Consider the following 19006-nt stretch of genomic DNA (forward strand, 5'->3'; position numbering starts at 1 on the left):
ATGTTAAAATAGGCAGGTTATTTTAGTAAGTTGTGATTTTTCAGTTACTTCCTATGATGAACTGGCACTAGTTTTGGGAAATTCCTCGACGTTTTTTTGTGAGTAACGTATTATTCCTAGGAACCTTTCCTTTAGCACTGTCAGCAACGAATCCATTCAGTGCGTTGTTTCATGATGATCAGATCAAAAAACAGCGTTTTTGAATTTTAAAAGACAAGAAACAATCGAATTTTCATTATAGTTTGGGAGAAATGCTTCCTGCGACTGAACCCGCCGGTTATCAGTCAGGGGAGTCAGTGATCATCCAACAGCGCCCGCAATGGTACTGGGCCATAGGAGAAACGAGTTATGTACGAGCGGTTTACAGATCGAGCTCGAAAAGTGATGCAGTTGGCCAATCAGGAGGCCCAACGCTTCAATCACGAATATATCGGGACCGAACATATCCTTCTGGGTTTAGTCAAGGAAGGCTCAGGAGTCGCAGCCAATGTGCTGAAAAATCTGGATGTGGATCTGCGCAAGATCCGTCTGGAAGTCGAGAAGATTGTCCAGTCGGGGCCGGACATGGTCACCATGGGCAAACTCCCCCAGACACCCCGCGCCAAGAAAGTCATCGAATACGCGATGGAAGAGGCCCGCAACCTGAATCACAACTACGTAGGTACAGAGCATCTGCTGCTCGGCCTGCTGCGTGAGCAGGATGGCGTGGCCGCTCAGGTTCTGATGAACCTGGGGCTGAAACTGGAAGAAGTCCGCGAAGAAGTCCTCAACCTGCTGGGCCACGGCCTGGAAGGGGGCGAGGCTGGCGAACGGACTCCCGGGACCGGCGGCCAGAAAGCGGGCAAAAGCAAGACTCCCGCGCTGGACAGTTTCGGTCGCGACCTGACCGAACTCGCCAAGCAGAAGAAACTCGATCCGGTCATCGGCCGTTCCAAGGAAATCGAACGCGTCATCCAGATCCTCTGTCGTCGTCAGAAAAATAACCCCGTTCTGCTGGGTGAAGCAGGCGTTGGTAAGACCGCGATCGTCGAAGGATTCGCCCAGATGGTTGTCGACGGCGAAGTTCCGGACCTGCTCCGCGATCGTCGCATCGTCGTACTCGACCTCGCCATGATGGTCGCCGGAACCAAGTACCGCGGTCAGTTCGAAGAACGCATTAAAGCCGTCATGAACGAAGTCCGTCGTGCCAAAAACACGATCCTGTTCATCGACGAATTGCACACCCTGGTCGGAGCCGGCGGTGCCGAGGGAGCGATCGACGCTTCCAACGTACTGAAACCCGCTCTCAGCCGTGGCGAACTGCAGTGTATCGGTGCCACCACCCTGGACGAATATCGTAAATACATCGAAAAAGACAGCGCCCTGGAACGTCGCTTCCAGAACGTCATGGTCGAACCTCCCACTGACGAACAGACCGTAGAAATTCTGCGTGGTCTACGGGAACGGTATGAAGAACACCACAAGGTGCAGATTACCGACGACGCACTCGAAAAAGCGGTCGAGCTCTCTTCACGTTACATCACCGGTCGTTGTCTGCCCGACAAAGCGATCGACGTGATCGACGAAGCCGGAGCCCGCATCCGTCTGAAATCGATGGTCCGACCTCCCGATCTCAAAGAACTGGAAGAAGAATCAGAACGCCTCAACCAGTCCAAGGAAGAAGCGGTCGCCAACCAGGACTTCGAGCTCGCAGCCAATCTCCGCGATCAGGCTGATAAGCTCAAGAAACGGAAAGAGACCCTCACCCAGGAATGGCGTGAAAAATCCAAAGAAGTCGACGGCGTGGTCGATGCGGAAGTCGTTGCCGAAGTGGTCGCCAAGATTACCGGCGTGCCGCTGACCCGGCTCTCCAGCGAAGACACCGTTCGTCTGCTCAACATGGAAGACGAACTGCACAAACGCGTCATCAGCCAGGACGAAGCCATCAAGCAGGTTTCCAAAGCAGTCCGCCGCAGCCGCAGTGGTCTGAAAGATCCCAAACGACCGATGGGGGCCTTCCTCTTCTCCGGTCCGACCGGGGTTGGTAAAACTCTGCTCGCCAAGACTCTGGCGGAATTCATGTTCGGCGATGAAAACGCCCTGATTCAGATCGACATGAGTGAATACATGGAGAAGCACAACGTCAGCCGTCTGATCGGTGCTCCTCCGGGATATGTCGGCTTCGAAGAAGGGGGTCAGTTGACCGAAAAGATTCGACGTCGTCCCTACGCAGTCGTGCTGCTCGACGAAATCGAAAAAGCACACCCCGACGTCTTCAACATGCTCCTGCAGATCATGGAAGAAGGCCACCTGACCGACAGCTTCGGTCGCAAGGTCGACTTCAAGAACGTCGTTCTTATCATGACCACCAACGCCGGTGCCCAGGGTATGGCTCACGGGGACGCCTTCGGGTTCCGTAAAGCCGACGATGACACCAGCTACGATGCCATGAAACGAAATCTGATGCACGACCTGCAGAAAGAGTTCAAACCGGAATTCCTGGGACGTCTCGACGAAGTCGTCGTCTTCCGGAAACTCACCCGCGAAGAACTCAAGCAGATCGTCGACATCGAACTGGGTAAAGTTCGCAAACGTCTGAAAGAACAGGGCGTGGTCCTGGAACTCACCGACGAAACCCGCGAATTCATCATCGACAAAGGCTCCGAAGGGGGCGAACTCGACTACGGTGCACGTCCGCTGCGTCGTTCCGTCGAACGCTACATCGAAGATCCGCTGGCAGAAGAACTGCTGCGGGGTGCCTTTGAAGGAAAGAACAAAGTGCTGGTTACTGTCGCCGAAGTCGGCGACGAAAAACGGCTCGAGTTCGAAGGTTCCTACGAAGCCGAAACCGAAGAGCTGGCGACCGTCGGTTCCAGCGAAGGCGGTGCTCCGGAAGGCGAAGGTTAAACTTCTCCAACTGAGCAACGCTTGAAGTAATTTTCCAGAGCCCTCACTGCTGAAGTGAGGGCTCTTTTCGTAACTCCTTCCCGCCTGCAGGAGCAGCCCCATGCTTCCTCGTCAACTCGAACCCGAAGTCATGGACACCCGCGAGGAAGCGCACGAATACAACGCGATGGACAACGTCGCCGTCAACCGGCTCTTCGCCGACGAAGTCCTCTCGCTCATCGAAACCGCTCAGCCTGACAGCACCGCCCGACTCACTCTGATCGACCCCGGCACAGGTACCGTTTTGATTCCCATTGAAATCTGCAGCCGAAACCAGCAGGTTCAGATCATCGCCGCCGACCTGGCGACCGAAATGCTCAAAGTCGCCGCCGAGAATCTGCGCAGCGCAGAACTCACAGATCGCATCTCGCTCGAACTCGCTGACGCCAGACAGCTTCCCTGTGCAGATCAATCCATGGATGGCGTCATCTCCAACAGCCTGATTCATCACCTTCCGGAACCGCTGCCTATCCTGCAGGAAATGCTGCGCGTCATCAAACCGGGGGGCTTCCTGTTTCTCCGCGATCTTGCCCGACCCGACTCAATGGCCGACCTCGAATCTCTGGTGGAACGCTATGCAGCCAAAGAAACACCACACCAGCGCCAGCTCTTACACGATTCCCTGCACGCGGCCCTCACACTGGATGAAGTGCGGGATCTCTTAACCGCCTGCGGCCTGCCTCCCGCATCGGCACAGCTGACCTCCGACCGGCACTGGACCATCTCACTCAGACTCGCGCACAAATAAAACAGGGGAGAGACTGACTTCGTATCGGTCTCTCCCCTGCAGGGTCATTCAATTAGTCTTTAATTGAAATCGAGCCATGATCCGCCTGACGAACGTCTTTGTTCAGAGCAGATCACTCGCTGGCATTTTTGGATGGCGACTGAGATGAGGTGCGCTGCGTTTCGGCTTCTTTCATCGCGTTTTCTCGCTGAATCGCATCATACACTTCCTGACGGTGGACTGGAATTTCTGTAGGGGCCTGGATTCCTAACCGTACTTTATCACCCCGGATATCGACAATAGTAATGACAATATTGTCACCGATGATGATGCTCTCGTCGCGTTGTCTCGACAATACAAGCATCGTAATAACTCCTTCCGTAGATCTATTTTTTTCTGGGCCAATGAGGTGATATCTGAAGAGGCGACAAACCTCTTATCGATTTGACTAAAAGCTTGTCACCCGTTGTCATTCTCGTAAGTAAGTAAAACAATTCAGACCGGCTTCAAGAGTCTCCGTCGTGGAGAAGCGTGCGTCTCGTGCACTAACTCTCAAACCGGCAATGACCCACATCCCTGCATCTGATAATGAGTTCCGCGGGGGTACTTACTACATCGACCTGTCTACAGAGAATATCCTTTTCAAGATAGGATAAATGGACACATTAAGAAAAGATGTACGCCGCCTTGACGGATAGCTCAACTGTACCGCTCGTAACGATTATGACGCCACTCTCGCGATGAATAATGAATTTATGCACACATATCGAAATAATCAGCTCCCCCGGGAAGCCGATCTGAATTGCCAATTCCCCGGAAGATGGATAACCTTGTAGGTAGCGCTCTGATTTCAACGCACATCGCTTTCCACCCCGAATTACTGCGGCGAAGATCAGAACCAGCCTCGAGTTTCATCCTCTGATTGACCAGACCCTCTGAAAAAGATTCAATCCGGACCCTCATTTCCGGAAAATACGCTGGAGTAAATGACCAATGGCCACATTGTTGATCGCTGCGGGAGCCTTTATCGGCTACATCATTGCTTACCACACCTACGGTAAGTGGCTCTCCCAGAAAATCTTTAACGTCGACGCCGACGCAGAAGTTCCCAGCAAACAGCTGCGGGACGATGTCGACTTTGTCCCCACCAAAAAAGAAGTCATCTTCGGTCATCATTTCACCAGTATCGCCGGCACAGGCCCCATCGTGGGCCCCGCCATCGCCGTCTTCTGGGGCTGGCTGCCCGCACTTGTATGGGTTTTGGTCGGTTCGATTTTCGTCGGTGCCGTCCATGACTTCGGCGCACTGATGGTCTCGCTCCGTAACCGCGGACAAACCGTCGGTGAAGTCGCCGGCCGGCTCATTGCCCCCCGTACCCGCATCCTGTTTCTGCTCATTCTGCTCCTCGCCCTGACCGTAGTGCTCGCCATCTTCGGTCTGGTAATTGCCATCATCTTTGCCAAATATCCGGAAACGGTCATCCCCGTCTGGATCACCATGCCCATCGCGCTGGTCATCGGCGTGATGGTGTATAAAGAAAACGCCACGCTGCTCGTCCCCTCGCTAGTGGCGCTGGCTATTGTCTATGCTTCGATCTACATGGGCGCTTATTACTGGCCCGTTGATATCTCGGCCCTGTTTGGCATTAAACTCATGGGACCATTTCCCAATGCCGTCATTCTCTGGACCTTCGTTCTGCTCGCCTACTGTGCCGTCGCCTCGGTGCTCCCGGTCTGGCTGCTCCTGCAACCCCGCGACTTCATCAACAGTCATCAGCTGGTTCTCGCTCTGGGACTCCTGCTCATCGGAGCCCTCGTTGCCGGTGCCACGGGTAAAGCAGATCTGGTTGGCAGCGCCCCCGCCATCGCGTCGAATCTTCCCGCAGATGCCCCCCCCATCTGGCCTTTCCTGTTCATCACCATCGCCTGCGGTGCCTGCAGTGGATTCCACTGTCTGGTCAGCAGCGGCACCAGCAGTAAGCAGGTCGAATCCGAAATGGACGCCCAGTACGTCGGTTACGGTGCCATGCTCCTCGAAGGAGGCCTGGCAATCATCGTGATTCTCGCCTGTTGTGCCGGTGTGGGTATGGGCGATTTCTCCCGTGTCGGCACAGGAGCCGCCTACAACTATAAACCTGTGAAGGATGCTACCACGGGAACCCAGCTCACTGGAGTCGATGCCTGGGAAACTCGCTATAATGCGAAAGCTGCCAACGGCTGGGAGAATTTTAAGCTGGAAAACAAAATCGGCGCGTTCATTCTGGGTGGTGCGAACTTTCTGAACACACTCAATATTCCCATGAAACTCGGCATCAGCATCATCGCCGTCCTCGTCGCCAGTTTCGCTGCCACCACTCTCGATACCGCCACCCGGCTGCAGCGTTACGTCATCCAGGAACTGGCTGCCACGATTCATATTAAGCCCCTCACGAACAAATACGCCGCCACCGGACTGGCCGTCTTCCTGGGAGGGATGGTCGCGATGCTGCCGAAAAATGCTGCCGCAGGTCCCGGCAGTGGCGGACTGATCCTCTGGCCGCTCTTCGGAGCCACCAACCAGCTGCTGGCCGGACTGGCCTTCATGGTCATTGTCTTCTACCTCCGTCGTCGCAACAAACCATTCATCTTTGCCCTGGTCCCTATGATCGTCATGCTGATCATGCCCGCCTGGGCCATGCTCTGGAACATGTTCAACGGCAAAACGGGCTGGGCGTATAGTACTAGTGAATGGCATCTGTTCCTGTTTGGCATCGCAGTCCTTGGTCTCCAGGCCTGGATGATGGTCGAAGGTCTGATCGTCTGGTCCAGGTCCAAAGGCCACCTCGAAGAACCGCTGCCGGAACTCTCCACCATCCGCCCCGCCGTCGCCACCAGCTCGGCCGGTGGTTCGAACTGACTTCCGATTTTGAACACAGCAATCCACGTCCCGTGTGCCGCTGTCGGCTTGCCCGACAGTGCGCTTCAGACAACTGCTTCCCACTGTCAGCTCCCCGTTCCCATCACTGCGCAAGTCCACATCCAGCACTGAATAAATTGGACTGGACACAGCCCTGCGCCTGACCAGAATGCCTGGTTATGCGTCGCGCGCGCGAGCAACGATCCTTTTTCACTGGAGCATTCAGAACCGATGTCGCAAACACACCATAAAACCCACTGGTTTCAGAGCGTTTTACCAGACGACTGCTCATTCATCCCCCTCCATTTCGGTCCCTTTTTGACACTGTTTCGACACATAAAAACCGCTTATAACCAAATAAATCACGTTTTGTCACGCAGTCCCGCATAACGAATCACCGTGGTAAGAGACGACAACAAAAGATTTCGGTGAAAGAAAAATGCCTCCCAGCCCGGGTGCCACCTGTTGGCTTGCCCAACAGTGATTGAAGTTACCAGAAAATTCTCACCAGCACCTGTGCGACTTCATCACGAGTTAAACAACAATCCTACAGATCGGGACCAACCGAACCAGAGGAAGATCAACCAGTGCCGTCCAGACATCAGTGAAAGCATCGACAGGCAAAACATGCGAAGGATCTCTGGAAATCCCATACCGTAAACGACGTGCCGTGTGCCACTGCTCGGCTCGCCCGACAGTGCAGATCGTATCAACGTTTCCTACTTCAACTCTCCCATCTCGAATACAATTCGTGATCGCCCGAGTTGATCCCAGAATTCACCGGCAGGGTGGCACTGTTGGCTCGCCAACAGTGCTCGAAAGAAATCTCAACTAAACTGCAAAGCAGGCTCACAAAGGGAAACAGACAGACGATGAGAATTCCGTAGGGTGCAGGCCTGTGTGCCTGCCCGCCGGGCGAGGCCCAAACCAGATCAAACGTAACAGAGGCTACCACGAAACGCACGAAAGCATTCAGGCCAAAACTCTGCATGTCATCATTAAAGCAGTTTATCAAGCTCATCCGGTTTCAATTCCAGGCGCGCTGCATGTCGCACTGTCGCCACAAACACAAATTGTTCTCGAATCGTAAACAGGATGCGAAAGGGGCCATAAAAGGTCTGGCGGATTTCCTGGGGAGTAAAGTCATTTTCCGGAGCGAGGCTGCAGGCCTCAGGGAATTGCTCCAGGTGAGCCAGTTTCGATGCGAGACCTTTTTTCCAGGCATTCGGGTCAGCCGGACCGTGCTCGCGGATATAAGTATAGATCTTTCGGATGTCTGTTTCTGCCTGGCGAGATAACTCAACCTGGTAACTCATTCGCTCTCAAGCTCAGCCAGAACATCACGAAAAGGACGGGTGCGGCCAGCCTCAATATCAGCCAGCCCTGCCTGCAAAGCCTTTAAAGAAGCCTGCAGTTCCTCATCGGTCCCCACTCCCATCAGCTCACGATACACTTCCATCGACATCAGGACGTATTCCCGCCCTGCCTCGTCAACCTGAAGCAGCCCATGGTGCTGCTCGAGTGCCTGTCGCTGTTCTTCTGTAAGCTGTGGTTTGATCATGCTGAGATTATACCAGTCCACGGAAGCATTTGTCACGAACAGAATGACCAGGAAAGAAAGAACGGGTAACCCCGAATGCAATGCGGGGTGAGCGCAGCGAACAAGAGGTCGCAGGGAAAACAACAGTCCGTTGAGAGACAAAAACAAGTCAAGGAACTCAAGAAATCCCATACCGTAAACGACATACCGTGTGCCACTGCTCGGCTCGCCCGACAGTGCAGATCGTATCAACGTTTCTTACTTCAACTCTCCCATCTCGAATACAATTCGTGATCACCCGAGTTGATTCCAGAATTCACCAGTAGGGCGGCACTGTTGGCTCGCCAACAGTGATCGAAAGAAATCTCAACCAAACTGCAAAGCGGACTCACAATTCCTGCGCCGGTGCACGTTCTCCACTGGTCGTACGCAGCGGACGCCCAATCCGCTTCAGCTTCATCGTGTGCAGGCTCTGGAGGGAGTTCTGGATTTTCTGTTCCGACACTTCGGAAAGACCCTGCTGCTGACGCGCCGCCAGCAACAGATTTCGTAAAGTCCGTGACAGCTCGGTCTCCCCGTCATTCTTTCCCGGCCCTTCGTTTCCAAACACGTACGCACATCGGCACTGCTTTCCCTTTTCCAGCACCAGCAGTTGAATTTCATCCAGGAAATGGTGCGTAAGTTTGAGTTCCTGCAGATCGTCGAGAATCCCCGTTCGCACTTCATAAATGGGATCGTTCACCAGGCTCCGCCGGACAACCGCAAAGCAGTCCTCGCCACCAAACTCCAGCAGCGCCCGATTCATGCGGCTACGGTCTGGCCATTCGGGAGCCTGCTCAGTACTTTGGATCAGAAATTTCCTGTATTCAGCGCGATATTGTTCCTGATCCCACTGATAGAGCAGTGAAAAAACGACATGGCGGTAGCTGGCATTTAATCCAGGTTCCGTCAACAGCCGCTTTAGAGACGCAAGATATTCATCCTGACCGGACTCTGGTGGTGTCAGAAATCGCAAAACCACCCGAGCCCGATACCGTTGATAAAGTCTTGCCGCAACAGGTCCGGAGAATGGTTCTTTTTTAAGCTGCCTCAGAAAATAAAAATCCCATTTCTCACTCGGATAGTAGGCCTTCAGAAGATCGCCGGGATGCTCACTCTTTACGTTTCGATCATATAACTCTTTAAACGTAAATTGAATGACGTTTTGCAGCAGTGGATCTTTCGTCTGCTCATAGGTTTCAATATCTAGAAAAGAAAGATAGCGTTCGAAGGGGAGCGCCGCTTTCGGAATACCGTAGCGTTCTTTTTCCGACTCGTTCAAATACCTTTTTGAACGAACGACATCGGGATAGAGCCAGCCATTGTATTCAATTCTTTCGGGGGTTAGGAAAGTAATATGCCCAGGGTTTCTCGGATCCTGATGCACGCTCCTGAGCCGGCGGACCGGAAACGCCCCCAGTTCATACAGCATCGCTTCATACTCCTGCTGCTTTGATTTCTGATCCACAGAAGCTTTAACGGCAGATTCCGGCTGCCTCTCTTCGGCAGAGACGGAATCCAGGCAAACACCTGTGAGACAACAAACCAGGACCAGAGCAGGGGAGATTCGTTTCAATACACGATTCGAAAGCGTCATGCACCGCCTCAGCACAAAAGAAATTCTTACCTGAACCAGATTCCAGTATAAGTAATACATGAAAATATGTCACCATGATTTTAAAATGTTATACTATGACGGTAGGCAACCGGTCTCGATTCCTTTCACCTCTGCTGCACTTCACCAACAACCATGGCCGATCTCAAAAGCAGACATTTGATCTACCTCAAGGGATTCCTGTTCCTGATGATCCTGCTCATCGCCGGGGGACTGATCCTGTTTGAAACCCGTTCCTGGCAGATCGCGGTGCTGCTCCTGCTCGTCGTCTGGGCCTCCGCCCGCCTGTATTACTTTATGTTCTACGTCATCGAAAAATACGTCGATCCCAGCTTTAAATTCGCCGGCATCGGCTCCTTCCTGCAGTACCTGTTTTCCCATCGACGAAAATAACCTCTGACTGAGTGATTTCATGTGTGATAATGAGCTTGATTTCCAGACTCTGGCCCGTGGACCGGTAACGAAATACTTCTCGCGGGAACTCCTGGAAAAGCATCTGGCCTGGTATGCGCATCAGGAATATCAGATCTATCAATTTGATGCGCAGCCCTGGTATTCCCTGGATAATTTTTACAGCGACATGCATGCCGGGTTTCAGTTTCCCGACTACTTTGGCAGAAACTGGGCTGCGCTCAATGACTGTCTCTCGGATATCACCTCTGAAACGGGAAAAGTTTTAGTTGTCGTCATTAATTTCGATCACTGGTATCAGGAAGATGGAGAATGTGCGAGCCTCTTTCTGGATCAGATGGCAGATCAGACCTATCAGTTTCTGCTGACCGGCCAACGCTGGATTACACTGATTCAAAGTAACGACCCAGGCCTGCAAACCAGGAACGTGGGAGCACATCCCGTACACTGGAATTCCTTAGAATGGATGAATCAAGACCGGGGCCTCTAATGCACGATTCTGTTTGCAGGAGTTGTCCGCGGGAAATCGCACCTTTTAAAAACATGTGACTGAAAAACCATGATCCAACCCAGCATCTACCCCATCCAGCACATCGGCACCGGCCTGCTGGCCGTGATGCCCAAACCGGTGAGCGGTGAATGGATAGAAGACGAATTCGCAGCCATCGCCCGCTGGGGGATTACGCATATCGTCTCCCTGCTGGAAGACGCAGAAGCTGCAGACGTCGGCCTCGCACAGGAACGCGAACTGGCTGAGAATAACGGGATGCAGTTCACCTCGTTTCCGATTCCCGACCGCTGCCTTCCCGCCGACAGCACCGGGTTTGCCAGGCTGACACACTCGCTGTACACGGGCATTCTCGCCGGCAGTCAGACCGTCGTGCACTGCCGGGCCGGCATTGGCCGTGCGGGCATGCTGGCGGCCGGCATTCTGATTCAACACGGCCTCACCGCAGAACAGGCGTTTGAACTCGTCTCCCAGCAACGGCGCGTCCCCGTCCCCGACACCCCGGAACAGTTCGACTGGATCTGCCAGTTGCAGACACAGATTAGAAACACGGAACCAGAACCATGAACTGGAACAGGCTGGCTTCCAGGTCAAATGGGATGGTACGTTTAAAGAACGCATCCGCGTGCCGGACATCACCTGGCAGAAACGCTGAGGCGGTAGACCTGACAAACTGAAAGTGACGCCTGAATCAATTGTGTCAGATCCCGCTTTTTCCACGGCTGCTTCTCAAATTTTTCGCGTCCCATTGACTGGAAAAAGCTTCCGAAACTCTATAACATACCTGCTTCCCTGTGAGGTTGAGCTTTTCAGCCCCATTTCCCTTGAGATTCTTTCGACATAAGTCGATATTATCCAAAGGGATACACCACAGGCCCAAGTGGCGGAACTGGCAGACGCGCTAGATTCAGGTTCTAGTGTCCGTAAAGGACGTGGAGGTTCGAATCCTCTCTTGGGCACCTTGATTTCAAAGGACTTACGACTTTGTCGTGAGTCCTTTTTTTATGGCCCCGCCCCCAACGGACCAGAAATAGTCTTCTCTCCCCTGCAGTATAGCCGTCGCACAGCTCACACTTCTGCACCACATGCCTTAAAAAACAGCAGCAGCACAAGGTTCCTCCTGCTGAGCCGGGCTCTTTCACGAAATACCGGGAATTTCTGCCCCCGGGAGAATTCTCCTAAGCTGATTTCCCCTTTGACCATAGAGCCACATAACTCTGCACCGCTCAATTTCACCTGCCCCTGCTGGCACACAGATTGCTTTATATAGAAACCATTTCTTTATTTTTTCCTTTTATTACTCTACGAGGAGATTACCGTGCCCAACCCGACCCATCGAAGAAAAGGGTTTACCCTGATTGAGCTGCTGGTGGTCATTGCCATCATCGCCATCCTGATCGCCCTGCTCCTGCCCGCTGTGCAACAGGCACGCGAAGCAGCCCGTCGCAGTACCTGCAAAAACAATCTGAAACAGATTGGCCTGGCACTGCACAACTACAACGAAACCTTTTCGGTCTTCCCTTATGCCACCTCCAACCCTGGCCAGTGCGGCTTTAGCAATGTGACCAACCACAAAGGCTGGCTCTACGTGCTGCCTTACCTGGAACAGTCAGCTCTGTACAACAAATTTAATTTCAGTGCCGCAACGGGCCAGCGCAACACGGGCAGTGGAACCCTCGCCGGCGGCGGTGCAATCGCCAGCGGCAATGCAGCTCTGACAACAACCATTCTCGAACCCCTGATGTGCCCCTCGGATGACGGACAACGATTCTATGCCAGTGCCAATACGACCTACGGCTCCGGCATCGCAAACACGGCCCGCACCTGTTACGATTTTGTCGTGAACGACGCCAACTCCTGTCCGACCTGGAACAGTATCTCAAAAACGACCCGCACCATGTTTGGTACCAACTCAGCCTGTCGCATCCGCGACGTCAAAGATGGTACCAGTAACACTGCCGCGGTCGTTGAAACCACACTCGAAGTCGTCGATGGCGTGACGAACTCCTGGGCCACTGCCCAGCACGTCGGCCTGGGAATCGATTTCGCAACTCCCCCCAACCTGTATATCAACTACTGGAAATGCTGTGGCTGGGACAGTACTCCTTATGCCCGCACGCCGATCTTCGGGCGCCTGGGCGAATGGGGCTCTCCGGGCAGTACCCACGTAGGTGGCATGCATATCCTGATGGCAGATGGGGCCGTGCGGTTCATCAGTGAAAACCTCGACGCCTCTACCCGTCAGCACCTGGCTTACATGTCTGACGGTCAGGTCATGGGTGAATTCTAAGCCCGGCTGACTGCCACTGATCAAAGACTACCAACCAGACTGCAGCAGGACGAAACTGTTCCTGCTGCAGTTTTTTTACGTCGCATTAGACATACACAACAAAAAAAAACCTGGCCGGATCATGTCCGGCCAGGGCGTGCTGGGCTGGTTTACCTTTTCGTCTCAGCACCACGACTTAGCGGTAGTTCCGCCAGTCACGGTTGCTGTGACGATTGTAGTCGAACCGGTCATGGTTGTAGCGATCATGATCATACCGGTTTGAGTTGTACGGGAGTGTGTTGTAGTTCGTACGGTAACGGTATGAGGTGTTCGTAAACAACGGCGTGTTCGACCACGGATTGCTGTACAGGCTGTTGAGCCGATCGGTCAGCGAAGAATAGTACGGAGCGGTGGTCCGGTAACGATTCTGGTAGTCCCGACTGTTGTAATACGAATGATTGTAGTTCCAGTCGTTGTACCTGCTGGCCGAGTGATTGTAATTGTAATTGTTGTTGTACTTCGAATTGTAGTAGCTGCTGGTGCCGCAGAAAGGTGTTGCGGCGAAAGTGGTGCTGCTGACCAGAGTGACGGCTGCCAGAGCTGCGAATGCGATTGCGAATTTTTTCATCATTATCTCCTTTAATGTTGGGTTGTTTAAAAGTGGCTAACTTTTTGTTGATGAATGAGTACTAATGCACTCAGCGTGCCAAACAAATCACGATTATCCGCAACACATTGTTATATAAGGAGATATAAATTTTAATACCATCAGAACAACAACACACAAGTGTGTCATTATTGCAATACCTTGGAACATTTTACAATCATATTGACAACATTTCCGTTTTGGGATCTGGTATATTTGATGGCGCGTGAGCGGCGGTAGAAAGTGATAGCGGGAGTCGGCCTGTAAGCCGGGTTATGTCGTGAGTGGCCATTTATCTGGGACAGCAGTTGCCTGCTGCCTCGCGCGACCTACCCGAGAGTCGTACCGCATCGGGCCGATCCGTGTCCTGGCGAACCAGGACTGCTCTCTGCTTGGTCTTGCACCCGGTGGGGTTTACCTAGCCAGACCGGTCACCCGGCCTGCTGGTGCGCTCTTACCGCACCGTTTCACCCTTACCGCACCGGCGAACCGGTCCGGCGGTCTGCTTTCTGTTGCACTTTCCCTGTCCTCGCGGACGGTGGGAGTTACCCACCACCGTGCCCTGTGGAGCCCGGACTTTCCTCCCCGAATCCGAAGATTCGCAGCGACCACCTGGCCGGCTCCCGCTATCGAACCAACCAGTATAGAGTAAGTGGAACCCTTGAACTATCCCCAATTTCTGACTTTTCCAAAGAGAATGACTTTATAATGTCTGGCCAGCGGTATAGATTAATATCAAGCGGGCAATGGAAGAAATTCTGGTAAAGAACAGATAATAGAGGTACCAGGTACTTGTTATGTTAGGTGAACTCAACCCTTGTGGAGGGGGCGATCCGATCCCGCTGCTTTCCGAAGTTCTGCTGGTAGGCCGCCGCAGCAAGTGTGATATCACACTGCAGTTTCCCAATGTTTCTTCGCACCACTGCCAGCTGGAGTTCCTGAACGGCTACTGGCGTGTCCGCGACATGAACAGCCGTAACGGCATCAAAGTCAATGGCCAGCGCTGCGACATGAAGTGGCTGCTCCCGGGAGACAAGCTGTCGATCGCCAAACACGAATATGAAATCAAATACACCCCCCAGTCGGACGAACCGCCGCCGGAAGAAGAAGATCCGTTCGAAATGAGCCTGATGGAAAAAGCAGGCCTGGTCAAACCGGAACGCCGCCCCGAGCGCCCCATGGCGCCGCCGGCCCGGGCGCCGAAACAGATTGAACTTCCGGAAGACGAATCCCAAATGACCGACGATGAATTGGGGCTGAAATTCCTGACTGACCCGGACGAAGACCAGGAAGACGCATCATGAATCGCTGTCCCGCATCGATGGAACCGGAACTGTAGTGGCGAAGAAAAAAGGCAAAAAAATCCGGGTCGCTTTTAAAAAGAACCGCCAGAAGAAGGTCCGGAAAAACAAGCTCTCCAGCCACCAGATGGATGAACACGTCGACTCGCAGTACATGGACGCCAGCGAGCGCCTGACGGGCAAAGGGGATCTCACACGCCACCGCACCGTCATGGGAGTCGAACAGGAAACCGACGACGGCACCGAGATTGTCATCGATATCGACGAGAGCAACTGCCTGCCCGGCCGCGTCATTCGCTCCCAGGGACTCAACTCCGTCGTCCAGACTGAAGACGGTTCACGTTTCGAATGCACCGTACGGCGGCTGGTCCGCACCATGTCCCGCGATGACCGCAATGCCGTCGTCGCTGGCGACCACGTCCTGATCCGCCCTGAAGGAGACGAACACCAGGCCGTCATCGAGCGGGTCGAGCCGCGACGGTCCTATCTCTCGCGGGGCAGCAAACGCCGCGAGCACATTCTGGTCAGCAATATCGACCAGGCGGTGATTGTCGTCTCCGCCGACGATCCCCCACTCAAGCCTTCGCTCATCGACCGCTTCCTGATCAGTTCCGAAAAAGGGAACATTCACTCCATCATCTGCATCAATAAAATCGATCTCGTCGATCCGGTCGAGCTGCAGCCCCTGATTGGCGTCTATGCCCAGCTGGGATACGACATCGTGCTGACCAGCGTGGTCGAGGGCACGGGCATCCCGCGGCTCCGCTCGCTGCTGAAGCGGAAACAGTCCGTCTTTTCCGGACAGAGCGGCGTCGGCAAATCGTCGCTCCTCAATCAGATCGACAGCCAGCTCTCGCTGGAAACTGCCGAAATCAGCCAGGAGAATCGCAAAGGGCGTCACACGACCCGCTCTGCGATCCTGCTGGAAATCGCCACCGGAGGCTGGGTTGTGGATACGCCCGGCATTCGTCAACTACAGCTCTGGGATGTGAACCCCGAAGAGGTCGAAGGCTTCTTCCGCGAATTTCATGCGTTTGTTCCCCAGTGCCGCTTCCCCGACTGCTCCCACACCCACGAAGCAGACTGTGGCATCAAACGAGCCGTCGCCAACGACTTCATCTCCCGGCAACGCTATCAGAGTTACCTCAAAATCATCGCCGGTGACGAACCGCGGCCCGCATATCATCAGTAAGCCGCTGGTACTCGCGGCAGCACGTCCTGTTGCTTTTCAACAGCCTCACAGTTGAACCCTGCTTCTCTCTTCCTTAGACTCGTTTATAAGCTTCCTTAACTATTGGACCGCCCGCAACGCCGGCGATCCCCTGCCAGAACACTTCTGCATTGAAAGTTGATACCATGAAACTGAAAACGCTCTTCCTGCCTGGAGTGATCGCACTCGTATTAACGGGGCTGTTTTTGAACCATCACGAAGCATCTCAGCCATCGGTGAAGCTCCCCTCAAAAACGAAAATGATAAAATATAGAGAAGCCACGGTATCAGATTTTGGCGCCGTCGGAGATGGTAAGACTGATGACACCGCTGCAATTCAGAAGATGGTCGACACCTCGGTCGGCTCACTGCGCTTCCCCCGCGGACAGTATCGCCTGACAAAACCGATCGTGATCGATTTGACCAAAGTCGGCCCGACGTCGATCTCTGGTGACGGCACCGCCACGATCCTCATGGAAGGCGCCGGCCCCGCGTTTCAGTTCATCGGCACCCACAATGGCACCGCCAGCCCCAAAACCGTGCAGCCGGTCGTCTGGGAAAAAGAACGAACCCCCATGGTGGACGGCATCGAAATTGTCGGTAAACATCCCGAAGCGATCGGCATCGAAGCCATCAAGACCATGCAGATCACGATCACTCGACTGGTCGTACGTAAAGCCCTGCACGGCATTCACCTGACCGAACGCAACCGGAACGTCGCCATCGACGACTGTCACATTTATGAAAATGAAGGCGTCGGGATCTACCTCGACAAGCTGAACCTGCACCAGGTCAACATTTCCGATTCGCATATCAGCTACAACAAGCAGGGGGGCATCGTCGTCCGCGAGAGTGAAATCCGCAACATTCAGATCGGCAACTGCGACATCGAAGGCAACATGGGCGAAGAAACGGAGCCCACCGCCAATGTCCTGTTCGATATCTCGAAAGGTTCGCTGCGGGAAGGCGCAATCTTCGGCTGCACCATTCAGCACACGAACAATGCTCCCAACTCCGCGAACGTCCGTTTCATCGGCAATGGCCCCGAAGATCCCCGCAAAGTCGGTAACTTCGCGATCGCCGACAACTCCATGAGCGATGTCGCCGTCAACATCCACCTCCAGCATTCCCGCGGCATCACCATCACCGGCAACACGCTCTGGCAAGCTTATGAGCACAACCTGCTCGTCGAAGATTCCTCGCACATCGTCCTCGGTTCCAATCTGCTGGACCGCAATCCCGACTACCGCGCCAAGACCAAAGACGCGAACGTCTTCAAAGACTGCTCCGACTGCACAATCAACGCGTTGAATATCCTGGCGACCCGCGGCGTACCCGCCGGCCTGATTCTCGAAAACTGCGCGCGAATGAACATCACCAACTGCTCCATCCGCCAGTGCCAGAACGGCGGCATCCTGCTGCAGAACGTGAAGCAGTCCCGCATCTCCGACTGCCTGATCACCGAAGGCGAAAGGAACTTCGCGATCCGCGTCACCGGGGGTCAGCAGATTCAGATCACCGATAACCTCGTCTCCGGCGACATCGACGTCGGACCGGGAACGGAAGTCTCCAATACGATGACCGTGTATTAAGCGATCAGCAAAACATCCAGATCAGGCCACCGTAGTCGACTCGCCGGGCAAAATTCCGGCGAGCAGGTTGCCGGCGGTCTGTCCCGATTCGAACCGCATCAGCACAATGCGAATTCCCGCGGTAATGGGTACGGCCAGAATCGCACCGATCGGGCCCCAGAGCAGCGTCCAGAACGACAATGCCAGCAGGACGGTCACCGGGTGCAGCTGCAGGCCTTCGCCCATGATCTTGGGTTCGATGCCGTTGCCGATCGCCATCTGAATCGCTCCCGGAATCAGAATCACCCCGGCAATGATCCAGGGTTGTCCCGAAAACTGGGCGAAGGCCACCGGGATCGGCAGCAGGGTTGCGATCAGGGAACCGACCGAAGGAATGAAGTTCAGCAGGAACGTCAGAATGCCGAACACCAGTGCCAGTTCCAGTCCGAACAGCGAGAGCGTCACTCCCACCAGCACCCCGGTAATCAGCGAGATGATCAGCTTGGTGGAAATATAGCTGCGGATCTTCTTTTCGATTTCGAAATAGATCACGTTTTTAACCACCGCTTGAGGATTGCGGCCGGCCAGCAGAAAGATCACAAAGATCGCCACAAAGAACGACGTCGTGGTGAAGTTGAGTGCCGTCTGCATCGTACTGAAGGCGATCGACTTTAAAGCATCTTTCATATATCTGGTCGTCAGTTGCTTCATCTCATTCAGGTCGACGCCGACTTTCTGAAACCAGCCCACGGGAGGCTTCTGCGCTTCCACGGGGGTCTGAGGCGTTTCTACCGGGGCAGGGGATTCTGCTTCCTCGGACTTGGACTCGGCCTGTTCTTTTTGCTTCGGTTCGGTCACCTCCTGAACCGTGCTGAATGTCGAGTTGATAAAAATGCCCAGCTTCTCGCTGTACTCCGTCTCCGCTTTGGCGATCACCTGCTGTGTGGAATAGATCAGGATCAGACAGAGCAGCAGCCCGATCGAAAGCACCAGCAGCAGCGTCGCTGAGATCGCAACGATGTGCGGCATTTTCCACTTCAGGACCAGCAGGTCGACCAGCGGCGTAACGATCGTCACGATGAAGATTGCGATCACGAACGGAATCAGGACGGCTTTGGTAATATAAAACACGAAGGCCAGAGCGATGATGGCCAGCAGCATCAGGCTACCTGTGATTACCTTGGCCTGTTCATCCGAGGGTTGCAGTGAGTTCGTCATGGCGGAAGCCCTTTACGGATTGGTGCATTGAGATCCGAAATGTCAGGAGAATACGCACAGAGGCCGTGCGCGGAATCCTGCATGGTATGCGCACCATACTGAGAAACCCAGACATTGCAAAGAGAAAAAGC

The 19006-nt window shown here is 54.1% G+C and carries 17 protein-coding genes, 1 tRNA gene and 1 other RNA gene; 12 read left to right on the forward strand and 7 right to left on the reverse strand.

The window, feature by feature from the left end:
• Nucleotides 1–348: 348 nt before the first annotated feature.
• Together Enr10x_RS28570 and Enr10x_RS28575 are read left to right on the forward strand one after the other, a co-directional pair.
• On the forward strand, nt 349–2886 hold the full coding sequence (locus Enr10x_RS28570) for an ATP-dependent Clp protease ATP-binding subunit (protein WP_145115508.1): 2538 nt from the start codon (nt 349–351) through the stop codon (nt 2884–2886).
• 100 nt (nt 2887–2986) lie between these two features.
• On the forward strand, nt 2987–3673 hold the full coding sequence (locus Enr10x_RS28575; protein WP_145115511.1) for a class I SAM-dependent methyltransferase: 687 nt from the start codon (nt 2987–2989) through the stop codon (nt 3671–3673).
• Nucleotides 3674–3785: 112 nt separating this feature from the next.
• On the opposite strand, the gene csrA is transcribed toward Enr10x_RS28575, so the two are convergent.
• Nucleotides 3786–4016: a carbon storage regulator CsrA gene (gene csrA, locus Enr10x_RS28580; RefSeq protein ID WP_145452459.1), complete on the reverse strand. Its 231-nt coding sequence runs from the start codon at nt 4014–4016 to the stop codon at nt 3786–3788.
• A 629-nt stretch (nt 4017–4645) separates the two neighbouring features.
• Between csrA and Enr10x_RS28585 the strand changes: the two genes are divergently transcribed.
• Nucleotides 4646–6547: a carbon starvation CstA family protein gene (locus Enr10x_RS28585; RefSeq protein WP_145452460.1), complete on the forward strand. Its 1902-nt coding sequence runs from the start codon at nt 4646–4648 to the stop codon at nt 6545–6547.
• 998 nt (nt 6548–7545) lie between these two features.
• On the opposite strand, the gene Enr10x_RS28590 is transcribed toward Enr10x_RS28585, so the two are convergent.
• The 3 genes from Enr10x_RS28590 to Enr10x_RS28600 form a co-directional block, all read right to left on the reverse strand.
• Nucleotides 7546–7863 (reverse strand): type II toxin-antitoxin system RelE/ParE family toxin, encoded by a 318-nt coding sequence (locus tag Enr10x_RS28590; RefSeq protein WP_145452461.1) that lies wholly within the window; start codon nt 7861–7863, stop codon nt 7546–7548.
• A complete protein-coding gene (locus tag Enr10x_RS28595; protein ID WP_145452462.1) occupies nt 7860–8144 on the reverse strand; it encodes a hypothetical protein in 285 nt (94 codons plus the stop codon). Before Enr10x_RS28595 ends, Enr10x_RS28590 begins: the two co-directional genes overlap by 4 nt.
• A gap of 331 nt (nt 8145–8475) precedes the next feature.
• The gene (locus Enr10x_RS28600) at nt 8476–9723 is read right to left on the reverse strand and encodes a hypothetical protein (protein ID WP_145452463.1); all 1248 of its coding nucleotides are present in this window, start codon (nt 9721–9723) and stop codon (nt 8476–8478) included.
• A 153-nt stretch (nt 9724–9876) separates the two neighbouring features.
• Between Enr10x_RS28600 and Enr10x_RS28605 the strand changes: the two genes are divergently transcribed.
• From Enr10x_RS28605 to Enr10x_RS28625, 6 genes are all read left to right on the forward strand, one after another.
• Nucleotides 9877–10134, forward strand: a complete 258-nt coding sequence (locus Enr10x_RS28605) for a hypothetical protein (RefSeq protein ID WP_145115522.1) — start codon at nt 9877–9879, stop codon at nt 10132–10134.
• Nucleotides 10135–10153: 19 nt separating this feature from the next.
• On the forward strand, nt 10154–10642 hold the full coding sequence (locus tag Enr10x_RS28610) for a barstar family protein (RefSeq protein WP_145452464.1): 489 nt from the start codon (nt 10154–10156) through the stop codon (nt 10640–10642).
• A 69-nt stretch (nt 10643–10711) separates the two neighbouring features.
• Entirely contained in the window at nt 10712–11227 is a 516-nt protein-coding gene (locus tag Enr10x_RS28615) for a protein-tyrosine phosphatase family protein (RefSeq protein WP_145115527.1), read from the forward strand.
• Nucleotide 11228: 1 nt separating this feature from the next.
• Nucleotides 11229–11315, forward strand: coding sequence for a DUF6891 domain-containing protein (locus tag Enr10x_RS30730; protein ID WP_390620465.1), 87 nt, complete (start codon nt 11229–11231; stop codon nt 11313–11315).
• Between the two features lie 219 nt (nt 11316–11534).
• Nucleotides 11535–11619 (forward strand) — tRNA-Leu (locus Enr10x_RS28620).
• A gap of 359 nt (nt 11620–11978) precedes the next feature.
• Nucleotides 11979–12950, forward strand: coding sequence for a DUF1559 domain-containing protein (locus tag Enr10x_RS28625; protein WP_145115530.1), 972 nt, complete (start codon nt 11979–11981; stop codon nt 12948–12950).
• Between the two features lie 175 nt (nt 12951–13125).
• Here Enr10x_RS28625 and Enr10x_RS28630 read toward each other — a convergent pair whose 3' ends face one another.
• Nucleotides 13126–13560, reverse strand: a complete 435-nt coding sequence (locus Enr10x_RS28630; RefSeq protein WP_145115532.1) for a hypothetical protein — start codon at nt 13558–13560, stop codon at nt 13126–13128.
• Nucleotides 13561–13823: 263 nt separating this feature from the next.
• An RNA gene (gene rnpB, locus Enr10x_RS28635) (RNase P RNA component class A) lies at nt 13824–14199 on the reverse strand.
• Between the two features lie 173 nt (nt 14200–14372).
• Here rnpB and Enr10x_RS28640 point away from each other — a divergent pair.
• The 3 genes from Enr10x_RS28640 (at nt 14373) to Enr10x_RS28650 (ending at nt 17678) form a co-directional block, all read left to right on the forward strand.
• Nucleotides 14373–14879, forward strand: coding sequence for an FHA domain-containing protein (locus Enr10x_RS28640; protein WP_145115535.1), 507 nt, complete (start codon nt 14373–14375; stop codon nt 14877–14879).
• A 34-nt stretch (nt 14880–14913) separates the two neighbouring features.
• Nucleotides 14914–16068, forward strand: a complete 1155-nt coding sequence (rsgA, locus tag Enr10x_RS28645; protein WP_145452465.1) for a ribosome small subunit-dependent GTPase A — start codon at nt 14914–14916, stop codon at nt 16066–16068.
• A gap of 164 nt (nt 16069–16232) precedes the next feature.
• Entirely contained in the window at nt 16233–17678 is a 1446-nt protein-coding gene (locus tag Enr10x_RS28650; protein WP_232093174.1) for a right-handed parallel beta-helix repeat-containing protein, read from the forward strand.
• Nucleotides 17679–17699: 21 nt separating this feature from the next.
• Here Enr10x_RS28650 and Enr10x_RS28655 read toward each other — a convergent pair whose 3' ends face one another.
• Nucleotides 17700–18875, reverse strand: coding sequence for an AI-2E family transporter (locus Enr10x_RS28655; RefSeq protein WP_145452467.1), 1176 nt, complete (start codon nt 18873–18875; stop codon nt 17700–17702).
• Nucleotides 18876–19006: the final 131 nt, after the last annotated feature.

This window comes from Gimesia panareensis (genome assembly GCF_007748155.1).
Classification (GTDB): domain Bacteria; phylum Planctomycetota; class Planctomycetia; order Planctomycetales; family Planctomycetaceae; genus Gimesia; species Gimesia panareensis.

What these genes read in the sequence shown, in the direction of transcription:
- Enr10x_RS28650 (WP_232093174.1), top strand. Translation starts at nt 16,233, where the DNA reads ATGAAACTGAAAACGCTCTTCCTGCCTGGAGTGATCGCACTCGTATTA.
- Enr10x_RS28655 (WP_145452467.1), bottom strand. Translation starts at nt 18,875, where the DNA reads ATGACGAACTCACTGCAACCCTCGGATGAACAGGCCAAGGTAATCACA.
- Enr10x_RS28615 (WP_145115527.1), top strand. Translation starts at nt 10,712, where the DNA reads ATGATCCAACCCAGCATCTACCCCATCCAGCACATCGGCACCGGCCTG.
- Enr10x_RS28610 (WP_145452464.1), top strand. Translation starts at nt 10,154, where the DNA reads ATGTGTGATAATGAGCTTGATTTCCAGACTCTGGCCCGTGGACCGGTA.
- Enr10x_RS28585 (WP_145452460.1), top strand. Translation starts at nt 4,646, where the DNA reads ATGGCCACATTGTTGATCGCTGCGGGAGCCTTTATCGGCTACATCATT.
- Enr10x_RS28640 (WP_145115535.1), top strand. Translation starts at nt 14,373, where the DNA reads ATGTTAGGTGAACTCAACCCTTGTGGAGGGGGCGATCCGATCCCGCTG.
- Enr10x_RS28600 (WP_145452463.1), bottom strand. Translation starts at nt 9,723, where the DNA reads ATGACGCTTTCGAATCGTGTATTGAAACGAATCTCCCCTGCTCTGGTC.
- Enr10x_RS28570 (WP_145115508.1), top strand. Translation starts at nt 349, where the DNA reads ATGTACGAGCGGTTTACAGATCGAGCTCGAAAAGTGATGCAGTTGGCC.
- Enr10x_RS28575 (WP_145115511.1), top strand. Translation starts at nt 2,987, where the DNA reads ATGCTTCCTCGTCAACTCGAACCCGAAGTCATGGACACCCGCGAGGAA.
- Enr10x_RS28630 (WP_145115532.1), bottom strand. Translation starts at nt 13,560, where the DNA reads ATGATGAAAAAATTCGCAATCGCATTCGCAGCTCTGGCAGCCGTCACT.
- Enr10x_RS28605 (WP_145115522.1), top strand. Translation starts at nt 9,877, where the DNA reads ATGGCCGATCTCAAAAGCAGACATTTGATCTACCTCAAGGGATTCCTG.
- Enr10x_RS28590 (WP_145452461.1), bottom strand. Translation starts at nt 7,863, where the DNA reads ATGAGTTACCAGGTTGAGTTATCTCGCCAGGCAGAAACAGACATCCGA.
- csrA (WP_145452459.1), bottom strand. Translation starts at nt 4,016, where the DNA reads ATGCTTGTATTGTCGAGACAACGCGACGAGAGCATCATCATCGGTGAC.